This window comes from Fictibacillus phosphorivorans (genome assembly GCF_001629705.1).
In the GTDB taxonomy this organism is placed as follows: domain Bacteria; phylum Bacillota; class Bacilli; order Bacillales; family Fictibacillaceae; genus Fictibacillus; species Fictibacillus phosphorivorans_A.
Map to the genome: position 1 here is coordinate 2,815,876 of NZ_CP015378.1, position 20,046 is coordinate 2,835,921.

At 38.8% G+C, this 20,046-nt stretch carries 24 protein-coding genes; 8 read left to right on the forward strand and 16 right to left on the reverse strand.

The genetic code is table 11. The features are described 5' to 3' along the window. Nucleotides 1-4 precede the first annotated feature (4 nt). From ABE65_RS14600 to pssA, 4 genes are all read left to right on the forward strand, one after another. The gene (locus ABE65_RS14600; RefSeq protein WP_066396376.1) at nt 5-481 is read left to right on the forward strand and encodes a Na+/H+ antiporter subunit E; all 477 of its coding nucleotides are present in this window, start codon (nt 5-7) and stop codon (nt 479-481) included. Then, nucleotides 478-768: a Na(+)/H(+) antiporter subunit F1 gene (locus ABE65_RS14605; protein ID WP_066396378.1), complete on the forward strand. Its 291-nt coding sequence runs from the start codon at nt 478-480 to the stop codon at nt 766-768. Before ABE65_RS14600 ends, ABE65_RS14605 begins: the two co-directional genes overlap by 4 nt. Continuing rightward, nucleotides 740-1,093 (forward strand): monovalent cation/H(+) antiporter subunit G, encoded by a 354-nt coding sequence (gene mnhG / locus ABE65_RS14610; protein ID WP_322741801.1) that lies wholly within the window; start codon nt 740-742, stop codon nt 1,091-1,093. The genes ABE65_RS14605 and mnhG overlap by 29 nt, the downstream gene beginning before the upstream one ends. Before the next feature lie 174 nt (nt 1,094-1,267). Further along, nucleotides 1,268-1,813, forward strand: a complete 546-nt coding sequence (gene pssA / locus ABE65_RS14615; RefSeq protein ID WP_066396382.1) for a CDP-diacylglycerol--serine O-phosphatidyltransferase — start codon at nt 1,268-1,270, stop codon at nt 1,811-1,813. Nucleotides 1,814-2,155: 342 nt separating this feature from the next. Here the strand turns inward: pssA and ABE65_RS14620 are convergent, their stop codons facing one another. The 3 genes from ABE65_RS14620 to sigK all read right to left on the reverse strand — a co-directional run bounded on the left by ABE65_RS14620 (nt 2,156) and on the right by sigK (nt 5,322). Further along, the gene (locus tag ABE65_RS14620) at nt 2,156-3,937 is read right to left on the reverse strand and encodes a M3 family oligoendopeptidase (RefSeq protein WP_066396384.1); all 1,782 of its coding nucleotides are present in this window, start codon (nt 3,935-3,937) and stop codon (nt 2,156-2,158) included. A gap of 311 nt (nt 3,938-4,248) precedes the next feature. Next, entirely contained in the window at nt 4,249-4,530 is a 282-nt protein-coding gene (locus ABE65_RS14625; RefSeq protein ID WP_066396387.1) for an alpha/beta-type small acid-soluble spore protein, read from the reverse strand. Between the two features lie 84 nt (nt 4,531-4,614). After that, complete coding sequence (gene sigK, locus ABE65_RS14630) at nt 4,615-5,322, reverse strand: RNA polymerase sporulation sigma factor SigK (protein WP_066237772.1); 708 nt, start codon at nt 5,320-5,322, stop codon at nt 4,615-4,617. Between the two features lie 176 nt (nt 5,323-5,498). Between sigK and ABE65_RS14635 the strand changes: the two genes are divergently transcribed. Next, complete coding sequence (locus tag ABE65_RS14635; RefSeq protein ID WP_066396390.1) at nt 5,499-5,822, forward strand: aminotransferase yhxA; 324 nt, start codon at nt 5,499-5,501, stop codon at nt 5,820-5,822. A 19-nt stretch (nt 5,823-5,841) separates the two neighbouring features. Continuing rightward, complete coding sequence (locus ABE65_RS14640; protein WP_066396397.1) at nt 5,842-6,240, forward strand: DUF350 domain-containing protein; 399 nt, start codon at nt 5,842-5,844, stop codon at nt 6,238-6,240. A gap of 447 nt (nt 6,241-6,687) precedes the next feature. Here the strand turns inward: ABE65_RS14640 and ABE65_RS14645 are convergent, their stop codons facing one another. Beyond that, the gene (locus ABE65_RS14645) at nt 6,688-7,134 is read right to left on the reverse strand and encodes an RNA helicase (protein WP_231887809.1); all 447 of its coding nucleotides are present in this window, start codon (nt 7,132-7,134) and stop codon (nt 6,688-6,690) included. Between the two features lie 82 nt (nt 7,135-7,216). Here ABE65_RS14645 and ABE65_RS14650 point away from each other — a divergent pair, with 82 nt between their 5' ends. Continuing rightward, on the forward strand, nt 7,217-8,461 hold the full coding sequence (locus ABE65_RS14650) for a glutathionylspermidine synthase family protein (RefSeq protein ID WP_066396402.1): 1,245 nt from the start codon (nt 7,217-7,219) through the stop codon (nt 8,459-8,461). A gap of 36 nt (nt 8,462-8,497) precedes the next feature. On the opposite strand, the gene ABE65_RS21590 is transcribed toward ABE65_RS14650, so the two are convergent. Next, entirely contained in the window at nt 8,498-8,650 is a 153-nt protein-coding gene (locus ABE65_RS21590) for a YrzI family small protein (protein WP_082861449.1), read from the reverse strand. Between the two features lie 516 nt (nt 8,651-9,166). Between ABE65_RS21590 and menA the strand changes: the two genes are divergently transcribed. Continuing rightward, the gene (gene menA / locus ABE65_RS14655) at nt 9,167-10,057 is read left to right on the forward strand and encodes a 1,4-dihydroxy-2-naphthoate octaprenyltransferase (RefSeq protein WP_066396404.1); all 891 of its coding nucleotides are present in this window, start codon (nt 9,167-9,169) and stop codon (nt 10,055-10,057) included. Nucleotides 10,058-10,098: 41 nt separating this feature from the next. Here the strand turns inward: menA and ABE65_RS14660 are convergent, their stop codons facing one another. From ABE65_RS14660 to greA, 11 genes are all read right to left on the reverse strand, one after another. Further along, entirely contained in the window at nt 10,099-10,890 is a 792-nt protein-coding gene (locus ABE65_RS14660; protein ID WP_066396406.1) for a glucose-1-dehydrogenase, read from the reverse strand. Nucleotides 10,891-10,904: 14 nt separating this feature from the next. Next, nucleotides 10,905-11,759: a GRP family sugar transporter gene (locus ABE65_RS14665; RefSeq protein WP_066396408.1), complete on the reverse strand. Its 855-nt coding sequence runs from the start codon at nt 11,757-11,759 to the stop codon at nt 10,905-10,907. Nucleotides 11,760-11,997: 238 nt separating this feature from the next. Beyond that, the gene (locus ABE65_RS14670) at nt 11,998-12,234 is read right to left on the reverse strand and encodes a YrhC family protein (RefSeq protein WP_066396410.1); all 237 of its coding nucleotides are present in this window, start codon (nt 12,232-12,234) and stop codon (nt 11,998-12,000) included. 503 nt (nt 12,235-12,737) lie between these two features. Continuing rightward, entirely contained in the window at nt 12,738-13,871 is a 1,134-nt protein-coding gene (locus ABE65_RS14675) for a bifunctional cystathionine gamma-lyase/homocysteine desulfhydrase (RefSeq protein WP_066396412.1), read from the reverse strand. Nucleotides 13,872-13,873: 2 nt separating this feature from the next. Then, nucleotides 13,874-14,797, reverse strand: coding sequence for a PLP-dependent cysteine synthase family protein (locus tag ABE65_RS14680; protein ID WP_066396414.1), 924 nt, complete (start codon nt 14,795-14,797; stop codon nt 13,874-13,876). 12 nt (nt 14,798-14,809) lie between these two features. Continuing rightward, on the reverse strand, nt 14,810-15,277 hold the full coding sequence (locus ABE65_RS14685) for an S-ribosylhomocysteine lyase (protein WP_066396416.1): 468 nt from the start codon (nt 15,275-15,277) through the stop codon (nt 14,810-14,812). Next, nucleotides 15,274-15,978 (reverse strand): 5'-methylthioadenosine/S-adenosylhomocysteine nucleosidase, encoded by a 705-nt coding sequence (gene mtnN, locus ABE65_RS14690; protein ID WP_066396418.1) that lies wholly within the window; start codon nt 15,976-15,978, stop codon nt 15,274-15,276. Before mtnN ends, ABE65_RS14685 begins: the two co-directional genes overlap by 4 nt. A gap of 15 nt (nt 15,979-15,993) precedes the next feature. Then, a complete protein-coding gene (locus tag ABE65_RS14695; protein ID WP_066396420.1) occupies nt 15,994-16,632 on the reverse strand; it encodes a class I SAM-dependent methyltransferase in 639 nt (212 codons plus the stop codon). A gap of 295 nt (nt 16,633-16,927) precedes the next feature. After that, nucleotides 16,928-17,563 (reverse strand): YrrS family protein, encoded by a 636-nt coding sequence (locus tag ABE65_RS14700; protein WP_066396422.1) that lies wholly within the window; start codon nt 17,561-17,563, stop codon nt 16,928-16,930. 93 nt (nt 17,564-17,656) lie between these two features. After that, nucleotides 17,657-19,405, reverse strand: a complete 1,749-nt coding sequence (locus ABE65_RS14705; protein ID WP_082861451.1) for a peptidoglycan D,D-transpeptidase FtsI family protein — start codon at nt 19,403-19,405, stop codon at nt 17,657-17,659. Nucleotides 19,406-19,515: 110 nt separating this feature from the next. Then, nucleotides 19,516-19,992, reverse strand: coding sequence for a transcription elongation factor GreA (greA, locus tag ABE65_RS14710; RefSeq protein WP_066396425.1), 477 nt, complete (start codon nt 19,990-19,992; stop codon nt 19,516-19,518). Nucleotides 19,993-20,046: the final 54 nt, after the last annotated feature.

Here is a 20,046-nt window from a genome sequence, read left to right on the forward strand (position 1 = left end):
TTCCATGACATTTCAACTTATTCTAAATTTGCTGATCGGCGTTATTTGGATGTTTTTATCTGAGAGCTACTCTTTCGCAAGTTTTATAGTTGGATTTGTGATTGGAGCAGCACTTCTCTTCTTGCTGAATCGTTTCATTCCTGATTCGTACTATTTTAAACATGTGAGAGCGATTCTATATTTGATCTTTTTATTCATAAGAGAACTTCTTCTAGCCAATATCGAAGTTCTAAAATGGGTTTATAAACCCAAGCTTGATTTTCAGCCGGGTATACTCGCACTTCCGATTGACGTGAAGAAAAACTGGGAGATCACTTTACTTGCTAACTTGATTACTTTAACTCCTGGAACTTTGTCTGTGGATGTTTCTAGGGACCAACGATATATTTATATCCATGCGCTCGATCTTCCGGATGTTAATGAAACCATCGTAAGCATTAAGGAATCTTTTGAAAAAGCAATAAGGGAGGTAACACGATGACAGATTGGTTTACAATTGTTGTTCATGTTTGTTTATTCGTAACGACCATCTCGATTCTGCTTCTTCTCTATCGAGCGGTAAGGGGTCCTTCAAATCCAGATCGCGTAGTAGCACTAGACACGATCGGCATTAACTTAATTGCGATCACTGGTATTATGGCGATCATATTAGACACTGTTCAGTTGAACGATATTATTCTGCTTATCGGCATATTGACGTTCATTGCGACTGTCTCTGTTGCAAAATTTTTAGAAAAGGGTGTTATCATTGATCAAGATCGTGATTAGCTTCTTCCTCATCGCTGGCACCTTTTTTATATTCTCAGGAACACTTGGTGTACTCCGCTTTCCTGACGTATATTCAAGACTTCATGCTGCAAGTAAAGCCTCAACATTAGGAGTATCCGGAATTTTAATCGGAGCCTTTATCTATGTGTTGTCTGAAATGCATGTTTTCAGCGGTAAATTAATATTAGGTATCCTTTTTGTTCTGTTAACTGCTCCAGTAGCAGGACACATGATTTCAAGAGCAGCATACAGAACAGGAGTGCCACTCTCTGAAAAAACAGTATTTAATGAACTTGAAAATAAAGATCGTTCTAATACTCCATAAATAATAGCGACTATTCATCACATACTCGTTGTCATATAATGATTAGAATGGGTATATAATTTTAAGCAACGAACGAACACGGATAAATTCATCTAAAAGGGCGATACTCTCTATCTCCTTTTAATTTGTACACTTCCTTCGTTCTAGCCGGTTACCCGTTTGAGGAGTGATTGTATGTTCATGCTCGAAAGAGAGCGCATTGATTCAACGTTTAAGAAAGTGAAGGGACAAACCGCTAACTTCTTAACATTGATCAATTTATCATTAGGAACTTTAGCTTTATTATTTATGGTATCAGGTGATCTGAAGATAGGATTCATCTTAATCTTCTTAGCAGGTCTGTTTGACCGTTTTGATGGTATGGTAGCTCGAAAGTTACATATTGAGTCCGAGTTTGGGAAACAATTAGACTCTCTTTGTGACTTGATCTCATTTGGAATAGCACCTGCGTTTTTAATCTATCAAGTTGTCCTTCATCAGTTTGGTGTTCCTGGCATGATCTTCACCGTTATCTTTATTGTTTGTGGTGCGATTCGATTGGCTCGGTTTAACATTACAGAGTTTACCGGTTCTTTTGTAGGTGTGCCGATCACATTAGCTGGTTGTTTGATGGCTGCAGGTTATCTGACAGTTGATCTAGTACCTGGATATCTTTATATGTTTTTAACGTTCATATTATCTGTCCTCATGATTAGTACTATCACGATTGAAAAAAGATAAATATTTGTTGAAGAAAGCTTGGCATGAATTTGCCAAGCTTTTTTATTGTTCATTTCGTTAGCTTATTCTAGAAATTTTAAAAATAATCCTAGAAATTTCAGTGTTAATTCAGCGAGTTTTTGCAATAATAGGGCGAGATTTGAGGATAAATCGGTGAGTCGACAAAATTCGGTAAAAAATGATTCCCCAATACCCCATCTTTAAGACAATACACACATTCAGCCATTTACCACTACAACACACCTTGGCGTAGCTTAATAACAAGCAAAAGTCTACATGATTAATTAACCCCTATATAGCGAAAAACGGCAATTCCTCTTAAAGGAACTGCCGTATCTATGTTTATTCTTCTGTTAGTGCTAAAAACTCTTCTACATCGGCTGCCGCAAGTTCGATACCTTTTAACCAGAAGTCTTGCTTTGTAACATCTATCCCTAGATGTTTTTGTGCGAGCTCTTCCACTTCCATCTTTCCTGTATCTTGAAGAAGTGCAATATATTTTTCTTCAAATGAAGGACCTTCTTCTTTTGCTTTTGCATAGATTCCCGCAGAGAACAGATAACCGAATGTATACGGGAAGTTATAGAACGGAACGTCTGTAATATAGAAATGAAGCTTTGATGCCCAGAAGTATGGGTGATATTCATCGAGTGCACCATTAAAAGCTTCTTTTTGTGCTTCTTCCATCAGTTCACATAAACGTTCTACGGAAAGTTGACCGGATTTTCTTTCTTCATACATTCTCGTTTCAAACAGAAAACGAGCATGAATATTCATGAAGAATGCTACAGAACGTTGAGCTTTATCTTCGAGCAATGCAATTTTTTCTTCTTTTGTTTTTGCGTTTGATACTGCTGCATCAGCAACGATCATCTCAGCAAAAGTTGAAGCCGTTTCAGCTACGTTCATGGCATAATTCGTTGCATAGTACGGCATCTCTTTTAAAACGTCCGTATGGAACGCGTGACCAAGTTCATGAGCTAAAGTTGAAACGTTGCTAGGTGTTCCAGAGAACGTCATAAAGATTCTTGTTTCTTTCTTAGTCGGAAACCCCGTACAGAAGCCTCCAGGTCTTTTACCTGAACGATCTTCTGCTTCAATCCAACCGTCTAGGAACGCCTTTTTAGAGAAATCAGCCATTTTTGGTGCAAGCGTACGGAAATGATCTACGATAAATTGAGCCGCTTCGTCATAACTCATCTTACTGTTTGCAGAAGATAACGGTGCATCAACATCGTACCAGCTTAATTTATCTAGACCTAGGAGTTTCGCTTTTCGATCTAAGTATTTTACGAAGATTTCTTTTTGAGAAGTGATGGCATCCCACATTGCTGTAAGCGTCTCTTCTTTCATACGATTGATCGCTAGTGGTTCTTTTAATGTCTCTTCCCAACCTCTGTGCTTGTAGATCTCGTTTCTAAATCCTGCGATATGATTTAGTGAAGCTCCACAGAATTCACCTTCATGGTCCCATGCCTGAACAAACTTTTTAAACGTTTCTTTTCTCACGTTACGGTCAGGACTTGAAAACTTATTCTCAGCTTGCCCTACTGAAAGTTCTTCTTCTTTTCCATCGATCTCAACTTTAATTGAAATTCTACCTACCACAAGATCGTATAAAGTTGACCAAGCATGATAGCCGTCTACAGCGAGATCATTGATCAATGATTCTTCAGAGATACCAAGCTTCTCTTTTGCATTCGTTCTTCTCTCATTTAACGAGAACGCGATATGTTCGTACTCAGGTTGGCTCATCAGATCTTTCCAAGCATCTTCCGAGATTTCCATTAATTTCTGATCGATGACTGATCCAACGTTAGAGAATGCTGCATATACAGATTCCAATCGCCCGCGGAGTGACATCGCCTTCTTGTCTTTTACATCTTGAGCGATCAAGCAGCCGATAAAAGCTCCTGCAGTTGATAATCTTTCAGAAAAACTTTGAAGTTCTTTAATAAGTGATAAAAAGTTTTCGTTTGAAAACGTGAAAGAATTCGCTTTTTTTGCTAATTCTTTCGCTGCGTTCTCTGCCCAATTTATTTCAGCTACTAATTCTTTAGATTCACTTCCACCAGGAAAAACGGAATCAAGTTCCCATGTTTGTCTTAAATCTTGTAATAACATTATTTCTCCCCCATATGTACATATTTCCACTCTTTTCTTATTATAAAAAATATTCAAACAAAAATCGACTATGAAGTTTATTTTTTTTAGATTAATTTTTTTAAAAAATAGAAGTTGGTTTATCTAGGCAAACAAAAAAGAAGCTCTCCTCAACAAGAAGAACTTCTTCACACTCTTTATTCAGCGATTGAAACATAAACGAAATAGGCCAGCATCACGACGAATGATCCATATAGTACTGCATCTTGCATAAGAACCCCTCCTGGTTTTTTACCTATTCTATTCCCTGTTTTGTATATCTAAACCCCAACTTATCGAACTTGCTTTCCTAAATTGGCTTTTGCCTGCTGGATAAGTTCTTTTACCATTCTTCCGCCGATCTGTCCGCCGACTTTTCCAGCGTCTTTTGACGTGATCGTACCGTTATATCCTTTTTCAAGGTTCACACCCATATCTCTTGCCACTTCATACTTAACATCATCTGGTGACTGATCTGATACGTTATAACCCGCTTCTCTCATCACTTTTGCCTTTAACCGATCGAGCCCTTCTCTAGCTTCCGGGACGATAGGCTGACGCTTTCTTCTTGCCATATATAAAAACTCCTTTTTTCTTTAGTTTGTCCGAATAAAAAAATAAAAAGACTGTAATTGTTACCAGTCTTCTTACGTAAGTATTTATCGTTCTGATTGCTGGCGACTTCGGTAAAATTCATGAAACAGCTTCATGAGCGCTCGCTTTTCGATCCTTGAAACATAACTTCTCGATATCCCCAGCTGTTTTGCGATTTCACGCTGCGTTTTTTCTTTTTGAAGATCGAGTCCAAACCGTCCTACGATCACTTCTTTCTCTCGGTCATCCAACACATGAATATAATCGTATATCTTCTTTTTTTGCATCTTTAATTGGATGGCATCCACAACATCTTCTGTTTCCGCTTTCAACACATCGATCAATGTGATCTCATTTCCTTCTTTGTCCGTTCCGATCGGGTCATGAAGCGAAACATCTTTCTTTGTTTTCTTAAGAGCCCGTAGATGCATCAAGATCTCGTTCTCTATACACCGAGCAGCATACGTTGCAAGCTTCGTACCCTTTCCTCTCGAGTAACTTTCAATAGCCTTAATCAGTCCAATCGTACCTATCGATATTAAGTCTTCCGTATCTTCACCGGTGTTTTCAAACTTTTTCACGATATGCGCAACAAGCCTTAAGTTGTGCTCGATCAACATGGCTCTAGCATGTTCGTTTCCTTCGGCCATCTCTTTTAAGTACTGCTTTTCTTCATTTTCAGACAGGGGCTGGGGAAATGCATTATTTTTAACGTATGATACAAAAAGCATAACTTCCTTGAAAAAGTAAGCCAACACACCTACTAATGACATGACAGCACCTCCAAGACGATTCTCTATTCCCTTATCTTTATGCGATGCTGGGCTTGGGTGTGTCTGTACATCATTAAAAACGAAGGAACCTTTTTATTTTTTCAAACGTACTAGAAATAAATGGTTCAAATAAAAAGTGATCCATACTATAATTGAGCATGGAATGAGGTGAAGATGTGAATAAAACGAAAAAACTTATTGCAGGTGTATCCTCTGCATCTGTTGCAGTTATGCTCTCTGGCTGTAACGACCAAGCACAAGATATTCCACCAGAGCCAACTGATACGGAATGTCAAGATTGGGAATGGGATGAAGACGATGGCGTATATGAATGTGATGATGCCGGTTCTCGTTATTTCGGTCACTATTACCACGGTGGAAGTTACTACAAAGGAAAGAGCAGCTTATTAAAAAGTTCTGCTTATAAATCCTACAAAAGTAGTTCGAGTTTCAAAGGCGGCGGATCTGGCTTCGGAGGAAGCAAAGGATTTGGCGGATAAATCATGAGGAGTTGTGAAGATGGATAACTTATTTCTTAATTTTGCCCTTTATGCGGCTACAGGGCTTGGTTTACTTTTTGTCGGCTTCATTATATTTGAACTAACAACAAAAACGAAAGAACTGCAGTTAATTAGTAAAGGAAATTGTGCAGCAGCATTATCACTTGGAGGAAGACTTTTTGGTCTCGCTTTTGTCATTGGATCATCAATCGCAAATTCTTTGAGCATCGTTGATCTGCTGATTTGGGGATCTGTCGGGATTATTGCCCAAATCGTTGCTCTGTTCGTAGCAGAACACCTAGCGATTCGTTCGAGCATCTCAAAAGCAATTGATGCAGATAACAAAGCCGTTGGACTTCTTGTTATGTTTTTGAGTGTTTCCGTTGGTTGGGTTATCGCTCAGTGTCTTACATATTAATAAATAAGGCTGTTTTCGTAAACTTTGATGCTTTTGGAAGTGTTGATTTCCGTTCCAGGCTGCTCGCTTTCCACGGGGCAGGCGCTGAGCCACATTCGTACGTTTCACTCTTAAGTGTCTCAGCTGCCTAGTTGCAGTGGCTAGCCCCTCGAGGTCAAAAGTTCAACGGTCAAGAAGGCAAATTGCGCCTTCATAGCCCATTCAACTTTTGCTGGTCGGGGGCTGAACGAGCCACTTCCACTTTTCGAGCTGCCCGCCTTAAGAAGTTTCTTGCTCCTGCGTCTAAAAGTGATGCTTCGTAGTATGCTTTCTCGTCGCATGCCTTGCAAGGAGTTTCTCATGTGGTAGGCACGCACCTTCCACTCCAATCAATTGTCCAAGGAGTTCAAAGCAACAATCTTTTAGAAAAGAGCGATAAATAAAAAGCATGTGGCATCTGCCACATGCTTAAATTTTATCCCCTACATACATCACATAAACAGCACGGTCTTCATCTATTTCAGCTGAATCACGTAAAAACTGTCCTTTACCAGGTATATCTACTACGTCTTTTAATAAATAACGGATAACATCCCAATGGCTGTTTAAAGCTTGCGTATGAAGTACAGGCATATCTCCTGAAGAGTTGTAAGAGCGGAATTCTAAAAATATTCCTCTTCCTTTATAACTTGTTTCATCTGTAAATCTTCGTGCTTCCCCTACCTCTTTTACGATTAGTATCTCTTCGCTGCCTTTCATCTCATTCGATTGTAGCTCATACTCTTTTCCTCCAGTTACAAAATATTCACAGAGCTGTCGGGCATATTTTTCATCGTTATGCATGTTTTCAGGAATCTTATATGTTAAGAAAGCTTCATAGTCATAATCTCGTTCAATAAAATAAGTGAGTTCCATTATTTTCATCCTCTTTATAATTTGTTATGTTTATCATACCAGTTTACTGTTAGATATGTATGTTTTGGAGGTAATCACACGCATGACCTATATAGTTAATAGACAAAAATTTTACAATAAGCTACCTGAATTTTGGGCCGATATGTATGGTCAAGAATATGCTTTATATGAACCTGCTGAAATCTCAGAAGATGCTGTAAGAGATGCGAGAAATCTTGGTGAAAGAGCTGGTCATATATTGTTTAAGACGGCTTCTCTTCTGCAATCTGAAGATATTGAAGATGATACTTTGCAGCTTTTAGGTTTTCCATCAGCTCTAAATTCTTTTCTTCGTCATCAGACCCCATTAGCAAAAACGGTTATCGGTAGGATCGATTCAATCGAAACACCTGAAGGTCATAAAATTATGGAGTTTAACAGTGATACTCCCACTTTTATTTTCGAATGCTTCAAGGTAAATGGTTTGATCTGTAAACATCACGGATATAGAGATCCAAACGAAGAAAAAGAAAAACAATTACAGAACGCTGTTCGCTCCTCCATCTTAAGTGCCTATCGAAACTTACAAAAAGAGCATGCACCTTATATTGTTTTCACAGCACATGAAGAGAACATAGAAGATAAGCATACTGTTCTGTATCTAAAGGAGCTCTCAGGGTTTCCTTCTGAGTTTGTACCTTTGGAAGAATTGGTCATACGAAAAGGAATCGGCTTATTCGATCAAAAGGGGAAAAAAATCGATGTTTTATATAGACAGACTTTTCCGATCGAGCTTCTTATACAAGATGTAGACAAAGTCACTAACGAAGATATCGGATTACAGCTTACGGAGCTTGTCGTTCAAAATAAATTGGCTGTCATCAATCCCCCTTCGGCCTTTTTGTTGCAAAGTAAAGCCATTTTAGCTGTTATATGGGGTTTACACGAAGAACGCTCTCCTTACTTTACTAGTGAAGAACACGAATGGATCGAGCGCTATTTCTTACCTACCTACCTTGAACCAGAAACGTTTTTAAAGAACAAAGAAAAGTATGTGCAAAAGCCTGTGTTTGGCCGAGAAGGAGATACGGTTCGTATATTTGATGGTAACGGCGTCATGATAGATCAAGACAAACATCTTAGTTATGATCACTATGTAAGTGTTTATCAAAAGTATGTATCCCTCCCAAAAATGACGTTTCAATCTGTAAAAGGCATTCAGAAAGGCTACCGCATGACAGGAACATTTCTCATCAATGGAAAAGCAAGCGCATTTGGGTATCGTATCGGAAACGCGATAACCGATAACCTTTCCTACTTTTTGCCATCTTATATAAAACAAACGTAGCGCATGCCCAAAAGGCACGCGCTACGTTTATTTATTTTACAGCCATGAAGACATATTACAGGATGCTTTTTCTTTTGCACGATCGTAAAGTGTTTTTATTTCCATATCACGCGCGTAAAGTTCATCAGAACGATGATTTCTCTTAATAGAAAAAGTTATCGTTACAAAAAACAAGTGTAGTGTAAACATAAAATTTTTAGCTCCTTCGTTTCAATTGTATTTTTCCCCTCAGGTTGAATCCTTCTCCGTTAAAAGCCAAGTCAGCAGTGTAATTCCAATCATTATCATTGTCTTCTCCTCCTCTAAGATTTATAAAAAAACACCGCAGGATAATCCTGCGGTGTTAAATAGGCACACAAAAAACCGCAGGCATTCGACCCGCGGTGTCTTTTAATGAATGTTAAACAGACAAACTGCTCCAGTGGGCGGTCGAACGTATAGAATTATTCAATTGATAGATGGCTTTGTTGTACATCATCATCGTGTTCAACCTCCTTTGAAATAATTTACTTTACTTAGAAAACCTTACACCATTTACCAATAAGTGTAAAGCTTTTTTATCCTAGATAAGTATATGCATCTGAAATGAAATGTTCACTAAAATCATTCAGGTTTTCTATAAATAGGCAATCCCTTCATAAGATAATTATGTGTACACTTTCACAAACTTTTACTATAATTATGAGTGTAAAGGGGGAAATACAAATGATACATCCTAAGGTCATCTTTGCTTCAACCCGGCCTTTTTCATTGACAGCATCAGTCATTCCTGTAATCTTCGGAACAATCCTTGCATTGCAGTGGACAAGCATTCATTGGACTACTTTCTTACTAACACTTTTTGGCGCTGTTTTTCTTCAGTGCGGAACAAACTTAGTGAACGACTATTTCGATCATGTTAAAGGTGCGGATATTCCTGGATCGCTGAGTCCATCTGGTGTAATTGACCGCAAAGAGATGACTCCTCGCCAAGTATATATCACAGGACTTATTTTCTTTGCACTAAGTATTATCGTGGGACTTATCCTAACCGCACTTACCGGCCCTGTAGTACTTTATTTCGGGATTCCGTCACTCCTTGTAGGCTACTTTTACACAGCTACTCGTTATGCACTTGCTTACAATGGATTAGGTGAAATTGCTTCTGGAAGTACGTTGGGTATTCTCGCAGTTGTTGGTTCTTTCTACACACAAACATTAACCTTAAACACAGAGATCTTTTTAGCCGCTATTCCTAACGCTCTTCTAGTGATGGCTATCTTACATGCTAACAATTTGCGCGACTTCGATACAGATAAACAGATCGGTAAAACAACCGTTGCTGGATTGATCGGAAGAAAAGCATCGCGATTAGAATATTATGTATTAATGCTTGGTGCATATGTAAGTCTATTAGCTCTAATATTCTTAGATATCCTACCGCTTTGGAGCCTTATTGCTGCGATCACACTTCCTATTGCATTAAAGGGGTTGAAGATTGCGATTTCCACGTGGGATGCCAAAGAATTAAACAAAGCACTTGGTTTAACTGCACTACTTCATATGGCTTTTGGTATCCTACTTTGTGTTGGTACATTAACGGGAATCCTTTTATAAGCAGACAAAAAAGTCCACTTGTAGAAAGTGGACTTTTTCTTTTACCCTTTTCCAGCTTGAAAGCCTGGATATAACGTCATACCGCCGTCAGCAATCAGCGTTAATCCTGTGACATAACTAGCTTGATTCGAGGCTAGCCAAACCGCGGTCGCTGCGATTTCCTCTGGCTCACCTATATATCCCATAGGAATTAACTTTAAGACTCCTTCTTTTTGTTTCGGATCAGAAAACTTCTCTGCATTGATCGGTGTATTAATCGCACCTGGTGCAATGCTATTAATTCTGATTCGTTTAGGAGCATATTCAAGTGCGAGCGTTTGTGTCATCAGCTTAATTCCGCCTTTACTTGCTGCGTAATGCACAAAATGCGGCCATGGAATGATCTCATGCACACTCGACATGTTAATGACAGCTCCTTGGATATCATGCTCTAAGAAGTAATCGATCGCTTCTCTGCAACCTAAAAACTGGCCGGTTAAATTTGTAGATATAACTTTGTTCCAATCGTCCAATGTGAGCTCATGGGATGGCACTTCATTTTCAATACCTGCGTTGTTAATCATGATGTCTAGCGATCCAAACTCACTAATTGTTTTTTCGATAAGTTGTTTGATGTCACCTTCTTTTGTTACATCCCCTTGTACAGCAATTGCGTTTCCGCCGCTATTTTTAATTTCCTTAATCATTTCTTCTGTTTCTTTCACTTGTTTATCTGAATGAAAATTGATCACAACATTCGCTTGTTCTTGTCCGAATCTTAGTGCACAAGCTTTACCGATACCTGTGGCCGCGCCTGTGATAATAACCGTTTTTCCTTTTAAATCTGGATACATACTGTTCAGCTCCTCTATGATTTTGTGAATCCTAACATGACGCCGCCCGCTATGATGAGAACACAGCCTGAGATCACCCAAATGATTTCTTTTTTACTTCTTTTTTCACCTAAAAGAAAGATTCCTCCGAGTGTTGATATGATGATACCTGTTTGGGAAAGTGAAAAACTTGTCGCGATTCCGATAAGAGGCAATGACAGCAATAATGTAAGATTACCTGTGCTCCAAATCAAACCTGTTAAAATATTTCGAACAGAGTACTTATTGAAAGGCTTATGCTTAAACGATAAAACGAGCGCACCTATAAACATCCCTACCGCCTGAGGTAGAATCGCCTGCCAACCGTTTACTTCGAACCATCTGATAATAACGACGTATGTTACATACCCAATCGTAGAAATAAGGAGAATGGTTAGTCCTTTTTTAAAGTTTTGTTTGTCTTTTTCGTCGCCTTGCTCACTTCTTCTAGATGTTAATAAAGCTCCCGCTATAATTGCACATATTGCAATAATTCCGATGATGATCTCGGTAGTTGTTTTCCATTCATGAAAAACGATGACCCCAAACAATGTTGTTCCGAACAACTGCATGCCTGTTGAAAGAGGAACAATCTTAGAAACCCCTAAATAATCAACACTAGCAAATTGGTTCCGCTGTCCGATCACCCAGAAGATTCCTGATACGATACCAATCGCAAAAACTGTGATATTAAGATCAGGTTGTACGATAAAGAATGCAACAATCGAAAACAACAGAGCTCCGAGTGTCATTCCAAATGTTTGACTGTGAAAATCTCCACCGAGTTTTTCGCTCACTAATACGATACTTCCCCAGCAGACTGCTGTAATAAGTGCCCAGATGATACCCACTAACTCCACTTCTTTCTTAAAATAGATTGTTAAAACTTAGTATGACCTTCATCGGCCGTTCTGTATCCATACCCGATTGTTATATCTCAATAAACTATCTAATTTGAACTTATGAGAGTCTGGAAAATTAAGCTTTCTAAGTCATACCACCTATGTAGTTTTTCGAAAACGCTTTCTTTTAAAACATAAAAAATACCGCCCCTACATAAGGGACGGTACGTGAAAATATCTATATCGTTTATTCACTTAATTCTTGTAATTGTGTTTTGCACTTTCTCACGACTCTATACATAAGTGCCGTGAACCCTAAGCACGTAGTAGATGCAATACCTAGTGTGATGGATTGAACAAAGTTTTTGTCTTCAACAGGAAGTACCAGTCCTAAATAAAAGAACGTGCTAACAGCCAATAAAATAAAACCGAAGCGCTGGTAGTCAGCGATTTTCTTTTGAATGAATTCAGCATTGTTTTTCATAACGGTGTCTACCTCCTACTCCTAATCTCTATATAAAGGATAACATAGGTAAGATAGCGACCTACCAAGCAGTTTTTGACAAAAGCGTGAAGTAATTTTGTCTAAATTGTGATCAAAAATTTGCATCATATACCTTAAATTGAACGTGAATATATCTTTTATTTATTAGAGTCAAAATAGCTTCAATGTGGTGTCTTTGAAACTGTTATCAGCGTATACCTCGCGGGCATTTGTAGGAATAATTCAGCGATTTCAAGAATTATTCCTGGAAGTTTTGTAATTAATCCGGCGAGTTTTGGACTTAATTCAGCGAGTTTTCCTCATAAACCGGCAAGTTTACATATTTCGACAGTTGCAATGTATCTTATACCCCTCACTATGTACTCGAAGAGGCTTTTTCAGGTTTTCATTCCTTAAATCTTGACTTATCAACACACACTAACCAACACAAAAAAGAACAAGTGCCTATTAAAGCACTTGTTCTAGCCACTGTGTTCAACTCTTTAACTTAAAGCATTCTTCAGATCATCGATCAGATCGTCAGCATCTTCAATACCAACTGAGATTCGAACCAATCCATCAGTTATTCCTAACTCTGCTCTTCGTTCTGCAGGTATAGAAGCATGTGTCATTCGAGCAGGAACCGAGATCAAACTCTCAACTGCGCCTAAGCTTTCTGCAAGTGTGAAATATTTTACCTTTTTCAAAAGTGCATCAGCATTCGCTTGTGAACCAACATCAAACGATACCATACCACCAAAGCCGCCAGATTGCTTTTTAGCTATCTCGTGCTGAGGATGATCTTCTAGTCCTGGGTAATAAATTTTTTCTACAGCTGAATGAGATTTTAAAAATTCAACGATTTTCGTCGTATTGCTTTCATGAGCTTCCATACGCAACCCAAGCGTTTTAATCCCACGAATGAGCAACCATGAATCTTGAGGCCCTAAAACGCCGCCTGTTGAGTTTTGTACGAAATGCAGATCTTCTCCTAGCTTTTCATCGTTTACTACGACTAGACCTGCTACAACGTCACTATGACCACCAATATATTTCGTTGCAGAGTGAAGAACTATATCTGCTCCTAATTCGATCGGGTTCTGCCAGTATGGTGTATTAAACGTATTATCCACCATGAACAGAAGGTTTTTCGCTTTTGCCCAAGAAGCTACAGCTTCGATGTCTGTAACCTTTAATAGAGGATTTGTAGGTGTTTCTACATAGACCGCTTTCGTGTTTGGTTTTAATGCAGCTTCGATCTGTTCGATGTCCGTTGTATCTACAAACGTTGAATCGATTCCAAGACGGTTCAAGACCTTCGTCATCACACGATACGTACCACCGTATACATCATCTGTTAGAATAACGTGATCACCAGAATCAAATAACATCATAACAGCAGTAATGGCAGCCATTCCTGAGCCAAACGCAAATCCGCGTTTGCCTCCTTCTAGATCTTTGATCAGTTCTTCTAACGCATGTCGAGTTGGGTTCCCAGTACGAGAATATTCAAATCCGCTATGAACCCCCACATCTTCTTGCTTGTATGTGCTTACTTGGTAGATCGGAAATGACACAGCCCCTGTTGTTTTATCAGAAGGAATGCCTCCGTGGATCAGTTTTGTTTTACGTTTCATTATCAGATGCCTCCTTCATAAATTTTCTTGCTTAAATATCGCTCTGAACTATCTGCAAATATCGTGACAATGTTTTGTCCTGGTTGCGCGGTTTGTGCCTCAATGAGTGCAGCGTGTAAAGCAGCTCCTGAGGAGCTTCCAACAAGGAGCCCCTCTTTTTTGGCTAATTCAGCGACTCTTTGGAATGCATCAACATCCATTACCGTATGGATGCTGTTAAAATACGAGGAATCCATATATCCAGGAAGAAATTCCATACCGATTCCTTCTGTTTTATGAGGTCCGGATTCTCCACCATTAAGAATAGAGCCTTCAGGTTCAACAATAACGGTCTTCACGTTTTTGTTCTTTTCTTTTAAGTAACGAGCTGTACCCATAAACGTACCACCTGTACCCGCTCCTGCTACAAAAACATCAACATTGCCATCAAGCTCATCCCAGATTTCTGGACCTAATGTTTTGTAGTACGTGTTAGGGTTATCTGGGTTAGAAAATTGAGATGGAGAGAAAGAATTCGGAATCTCATTCAATAATTTCTTCGTTTTTTGAATCGCTCCCTTTATTCCATCGGCAGTAGGGGTATGAACGATGGTGGCACCCAACGCCTTCATAAGCTCTTGTTTTTCTATACTAAACTTTTCTGGAATAACAAAGATTACGTTTATCCCCTTATTGATCGCAGCAAGAGCAAGACCAATCCCTGTGTTTCCTGCTGTAGGTTCGATGATCGTACCACCTTGCACAAGATCCCCCTTAGATAGAGCTGCATCCAACAGCTCCAAACCTAGACGGTCTTTTACACTTCCTCCTGGATTCATGAACTCCAGTTTTGCAAATAAACGAACACCTTCCGGAAGTGAAAATTGAGTGATCTCCATAAGAGGTGTGTTACCGATCAACTCATGTACGTTTTTAAAATATTTCATTGGAATCGTCCTCTATTCTCCGAAAACAATATGCCACTCATCTTTTTTAGCAAGCATCTTGCGCGCGATCTCTTTCGCACCTTCAAGACTATGGTTAGCAGCCCAACCACATTGAACCTCATTACATGCAGGTACTTCAGTTGCTTCTAAAACATCGTTCAACGTTTTCTCGAGAACTTCTAAAATTTCATCGTAGTTATCATGGTTGATCACAGATAGATAAAAACCAGTCTGACAGCCCATAGGACTGATGTCCACTACAGTAGAATGGTGGTTTCGAATATTTTCCGCCATCAGATGTTCAATAGAATGAAGTCCTTCCATCGGCATATGATCTTTATTCGGCTGACAAAAGCGGATGTCGTACTTATGGATGATATCTCCGTTCGCTCCTGTAGTCGTCCCTGCTAAACGGATATAAGGTGCAACTACTTTCGTATGATCAAGGTTAAAGCTTTCAACGTTCATTTTTTTTGTCATTTTGATTTCAGCTCCTCAACGATTTTTTGTACTAGTTCTGCTGAGTTCTTAGATGCTGTTTGTAGGAATTGGTCATAAGAAACTCGTGCATCTTTTCCTGCGATATCAGATAAAGAACGGATGATCACAAAAGGAACTTTGAATTGATAACACGTTTGAGCGATAGCAGCAGCTTCCATCTCAGCTGCATATAGAGTCGGAAACTTGCCTCTGATATCTTCTACCCTAGCATGATCACTCATAAACGAATCACCTGAAGCGATCAAACCTTTTGCTACCTGTATGTTTTCTACTCTCGTACCAGCTCGTTCGGCTGCATTTACAAGTTTTTCGTCAGGAAGATAGTTAGGCGGCATCTGTGGCACTTGACCGTGCTCATAACCAAAGATCGTTGCATCTACATCATGATGACGAACATCGGTCGAAATGACTACATCCCCGACGTTCAGATCTGAATGAAATCCACCAGCAGATCCAGTATTCAAAATAACATCTGGTCCATAAAGCTGAATCATCAACGTAGTCCCGATCGCTGCGTTTACTTTTCCGATTCCTGATTTTAATAACACGACTTCTTGGCCGTCCAGCAATCCTTTGTAAAATTCACAACCCGCAAGCTTATTTTCTTCTAGATCTACTAGTTGCTCTCTTAAAAGAACTACTTCCTCTTCCATTGCACCAATAATTCCAATTCTTTTCATACGATTCTCCAATGTCTATTTTTTTACCGCTTCCATCAGCCAGACGTATTCGTTAAGTTTTTTGAACGAGACCTCAAAGTCATGTTTCTTAAACAGATCTTCTAGTACTCCAAGTGTTGTATAATACTCGGTCTGAAGATCTTTTAACAAGTTTAAAAAACCTTGAGATCTTACTTTTTCATGACGCTCAATTTTATCGTCTTCATGTAGATAAGCGGTATCTGCAAACACAATTTTACCATTCTTTTTAAGCAGCTGGCTATACTGTCCGATCGCCCGATCTTTCTCTTCATCGGTTAAGTGGTGGAACGCATACGTACTTACGATTGTATCAATCTCTTGATCGAGTTTTGGAAAAGACAAAAAGTCACCATCATGAAGGCGTAGATCTGGATGACGTTCAAAGGCTTTCTCACGCATCCCTTCTGACGGTTCTATACCAATCACTTGTTTCCCGCTTCTAAGAAGTTTTTCGCTCAAATTACCAGTTCCAACTCCGAACTCTAAAACAATATTTCCGGAACGCTGAACGACTGTTTCTAAAATCTCATCATATTTATGAAAAACTTCCTTATATTCCTGGTCATTTCCAGAAACTGTTTCGTCATAAGAAGAAGACCACTCATCAAAAAGATCAATAAATTCTCGTCCCATTTTTCACACTCACCTTTTAATTTATATAATTCCTATCAATATACTATGAATTAAAATCTTACAGGTTCCAAATTATCATAATTACTAAAGATTTTCAAATGAAATATCTTTTTCTTTTGGCAATCATTAGAGGTTATTGTATACATTAGATCTTAGAAAGCGTTCTTTCTCTATAGTGATATATAGACTATTATTCCTCATCGTTTTTTGTACCTGATTCTTTGTATCTTCCTCGCTAAAGATCTAGAAACACAAAAAAACAACCTGCTACATACTACAGGTTGTTTTTCTTCGTTTATTGAACAGGTGTCACGCTAGTTGGCTGCCATCCTTTTTCAGGTACCCACTGAAGCATAACATCATATTTTTTACCGTCAGCTTTCGATTGTACGGTACCCTTTGAAAGATCAGGCCCTCCACCATTTCCTAACCAAAAGATGGTCATTTGATCTTGTGGAATGCTGGTCGCATAGGAGAGTGCTTGAACCATCTCGTTCCAGTCTTGTGAACCATCGTCATATGTCTTAGTATGAGGCTCGGTTTGCGAAGTCCCGATCGGCTGCCATGGACCTTCAGGGCCTCCACCTTCAGGCGCACCTGATTCTGTTTTTTCTTCTTCTGTTCCTTCTTCATCTGTTTTTTCTTTTTCTTCCGCAGCTTTTTCTTTATCCTTAGACTCAGAATCCTCATCATCAGCTTTTGATTTTGAATCATCCGTTTCCATCTCAATTGAACCGTTATTGGACTCGTTGTTTTCAGTAGTTTGTTCAGAATTAGATTTGTTCGTTGAAGCTGTTTCGTCATCATCGCCTGAGAAAAGATTAAATGCAACAACAACAATCAGTAAAACAACTAATCCGATTGCTATGTTTAAAAAACGATTTTGTTTTCGTTTTTCTAGTCTTGATTCATAACGCTGGTTTCGTTTCATAATATCCTCCTCAGTAAAATACTTTTTTTATTTTACCACGAGGAAGTGGTATAGGAACACTATTTCCTATTACACTTTTTTAGATTGTCTTTATCATGAATCTGTTTCTCTCATTATTTCAGTTGCAATGTCCCGAAATACAGGAATCGTGCGGTTTACGGTATCGTGTTTTAAATCTATGATTACGAGAGCATAACGCGGTTTTTCAGCTGGAAAATATCCTGCAAACCATTTATTGTTAAAACGGTGGTCTCCTCCTTTTTGTGCCGTTCCAGATTTTCCTGCAACTTGAAAAGGCAAGGCCTGTAATGCGTGTGCTGTACCTTTTTCGTCCTTGACCACGTTCATCAGAAGGGATTGAAGTCTCATAACCGTGTAAGGAGAGAGCTTTTCACCTTCTTTTTCATGATCTTCAAATTTAATCAGTTCGGTACCATTAGCAAAGTTCACACTTTTAGCTGACTTTACTTCATAACTGACCCCACCCCTAGCAATCGTCGCCATCATATTGGCAACAGCAAGTGGTGTAACTTTCACATCCAACTGACCGATCGCTGTTTGTGAGGTCGCTAATGGACTTTTGTAATCGGAACTTTTCTTTTTCGAGCTGTAGATCTGCCCCACTTCTTCTTTATAGAAATGAGAGAATGATTCTAGATGATAGACTTTTCCTTGCCATCCATTGTGCGTTAATAGACCTAACTTTTCTGCATATTTTTCCATATATTCTAAGTCTGTTTTTTGTAATTCATTAGCTAGATCTCCGAATGTTTTATTGCAGCTTTGTGTAAAGCTGTTCTCTATATTCAACATTCCTAGTTGCCTCTCATCTTTTTTACCGTATATATTCAAATTACAATTATACAACTTATTGTTTTGTATCTTATTTTCTTCGATAGCAGCAGCTGCTGTCACAATTTTAAATACTGAACCCGGAATTTGTTGTGACGTCATATGATCAACATGTTTATAGATCGTTTTACTCGAGAACAAAGGTCTGCTTGACATTGCCAACAGTTCATTCGTTTCTATATCAATCAAAACAGCTCCACCTTCAGCAACACCGTGTGCATCTAGAGTTTCTTCTACCGCTTCCTGCATGTTCTTATCTAGCGTCGTTTTCACGTGAAGTGGATATAAGGGATTCGATTGTGAACGGAATTTTACATCAAGACCAAACAACGGTTGTCCTTGACGATCTACATGATAGATATACTCTGTTTCTCCTTCCGATATTAAAAAAGGATCGAACGTATACTGCATGCCGTTCTTACCTGTTTTTGTATGGAGGGTAACCGTCCCTTTCTTTAGTTTGTCTTCATACTTTCTTTTGATTAAATCTGGATCTTGTCCAACCGCTCCAAGGATATGATTCGCAAACGGAGTGAGATTTCTTTTTGTGACAAGCTGAGCATATAATCCGGGAATCTCTAATTTATTTATTTCATTCATCTGCTCTATACTAATCTCTTTTGGAAGAGTGAGTACAGATGGTTTCTTGAGTTCACTGATTTTTTTTGTAAAATTACTCGTTGGTAGATTCAATATGCTAGCAACCGATTCAATCGGCCATCTACTCGAGTAAAGATTCGGAAAGACGATGACTTGAGCTCTTACATCTGTTGAGAGCAGTTCACCATCTCGATCAAGAAAATACCCTCTCCCATCGTTTATCGTAAAACGGTGTGTACGTTGATCCACACTTTCTTGTATGAGGTTGACTTGATATTTGGAGAAGGAAGTAGTAGATATCAACTGTATATCTGCTAACCGATAAGTGAGAAAAAGGATAAGGAAAAGAAAAAAAAGTGCCACTGTCATCGTTCTTTTCTTCGATAACACGCGCTCACCACCACCTTACTCCTATTCTCACCCACTCATATTGTTCCTAAACGGTTGCAAAAAAAAGAAGATTTGCAGATAACTGCAAGTCTTCTAATACGATAATACGTTTATTTTACTTCTAAGATGACAACGCTGATTTCTCCACCAGGTGTTTGAACAGAAACCTTATCTCCAGGCTTTTTACCTAAAAGACTTTTAGCCATTGGTGAATCGTTAGAAATTTTTCCTTCAAACGGGTCTGCTTCTGCACTACCTACAATGATATAAGTTTCTTCGTCACCATCTGGTAGCTCTTTAAACTTAACTGTTTTCCCGATGGAAACGTTATCAGATTGGTCTTTATTGTCTTCAATAATAACAGAATCACGAATCATTTTTTCTAATTGAACGATACGAGCTTCTACGAATGCCTGCTCGTCCTTTGCTGCATCATACTCAGAGTTCTCAGAAAGATCTCCAAAACTACGTGCTACTTTAATTCGTTCCACTACTTCTTTTCTACGTTCTGTTTTTAAAAACTCTAGTTCGTTCTCTAGCTTCTGTTTACCTTCTAAGGTCATATAGTGTTTTTTCTCGTCTGCCATTGTTTTCACTCCTTAAATAATCAGTACCCTTGTTACGTTATATGATAATTCGGC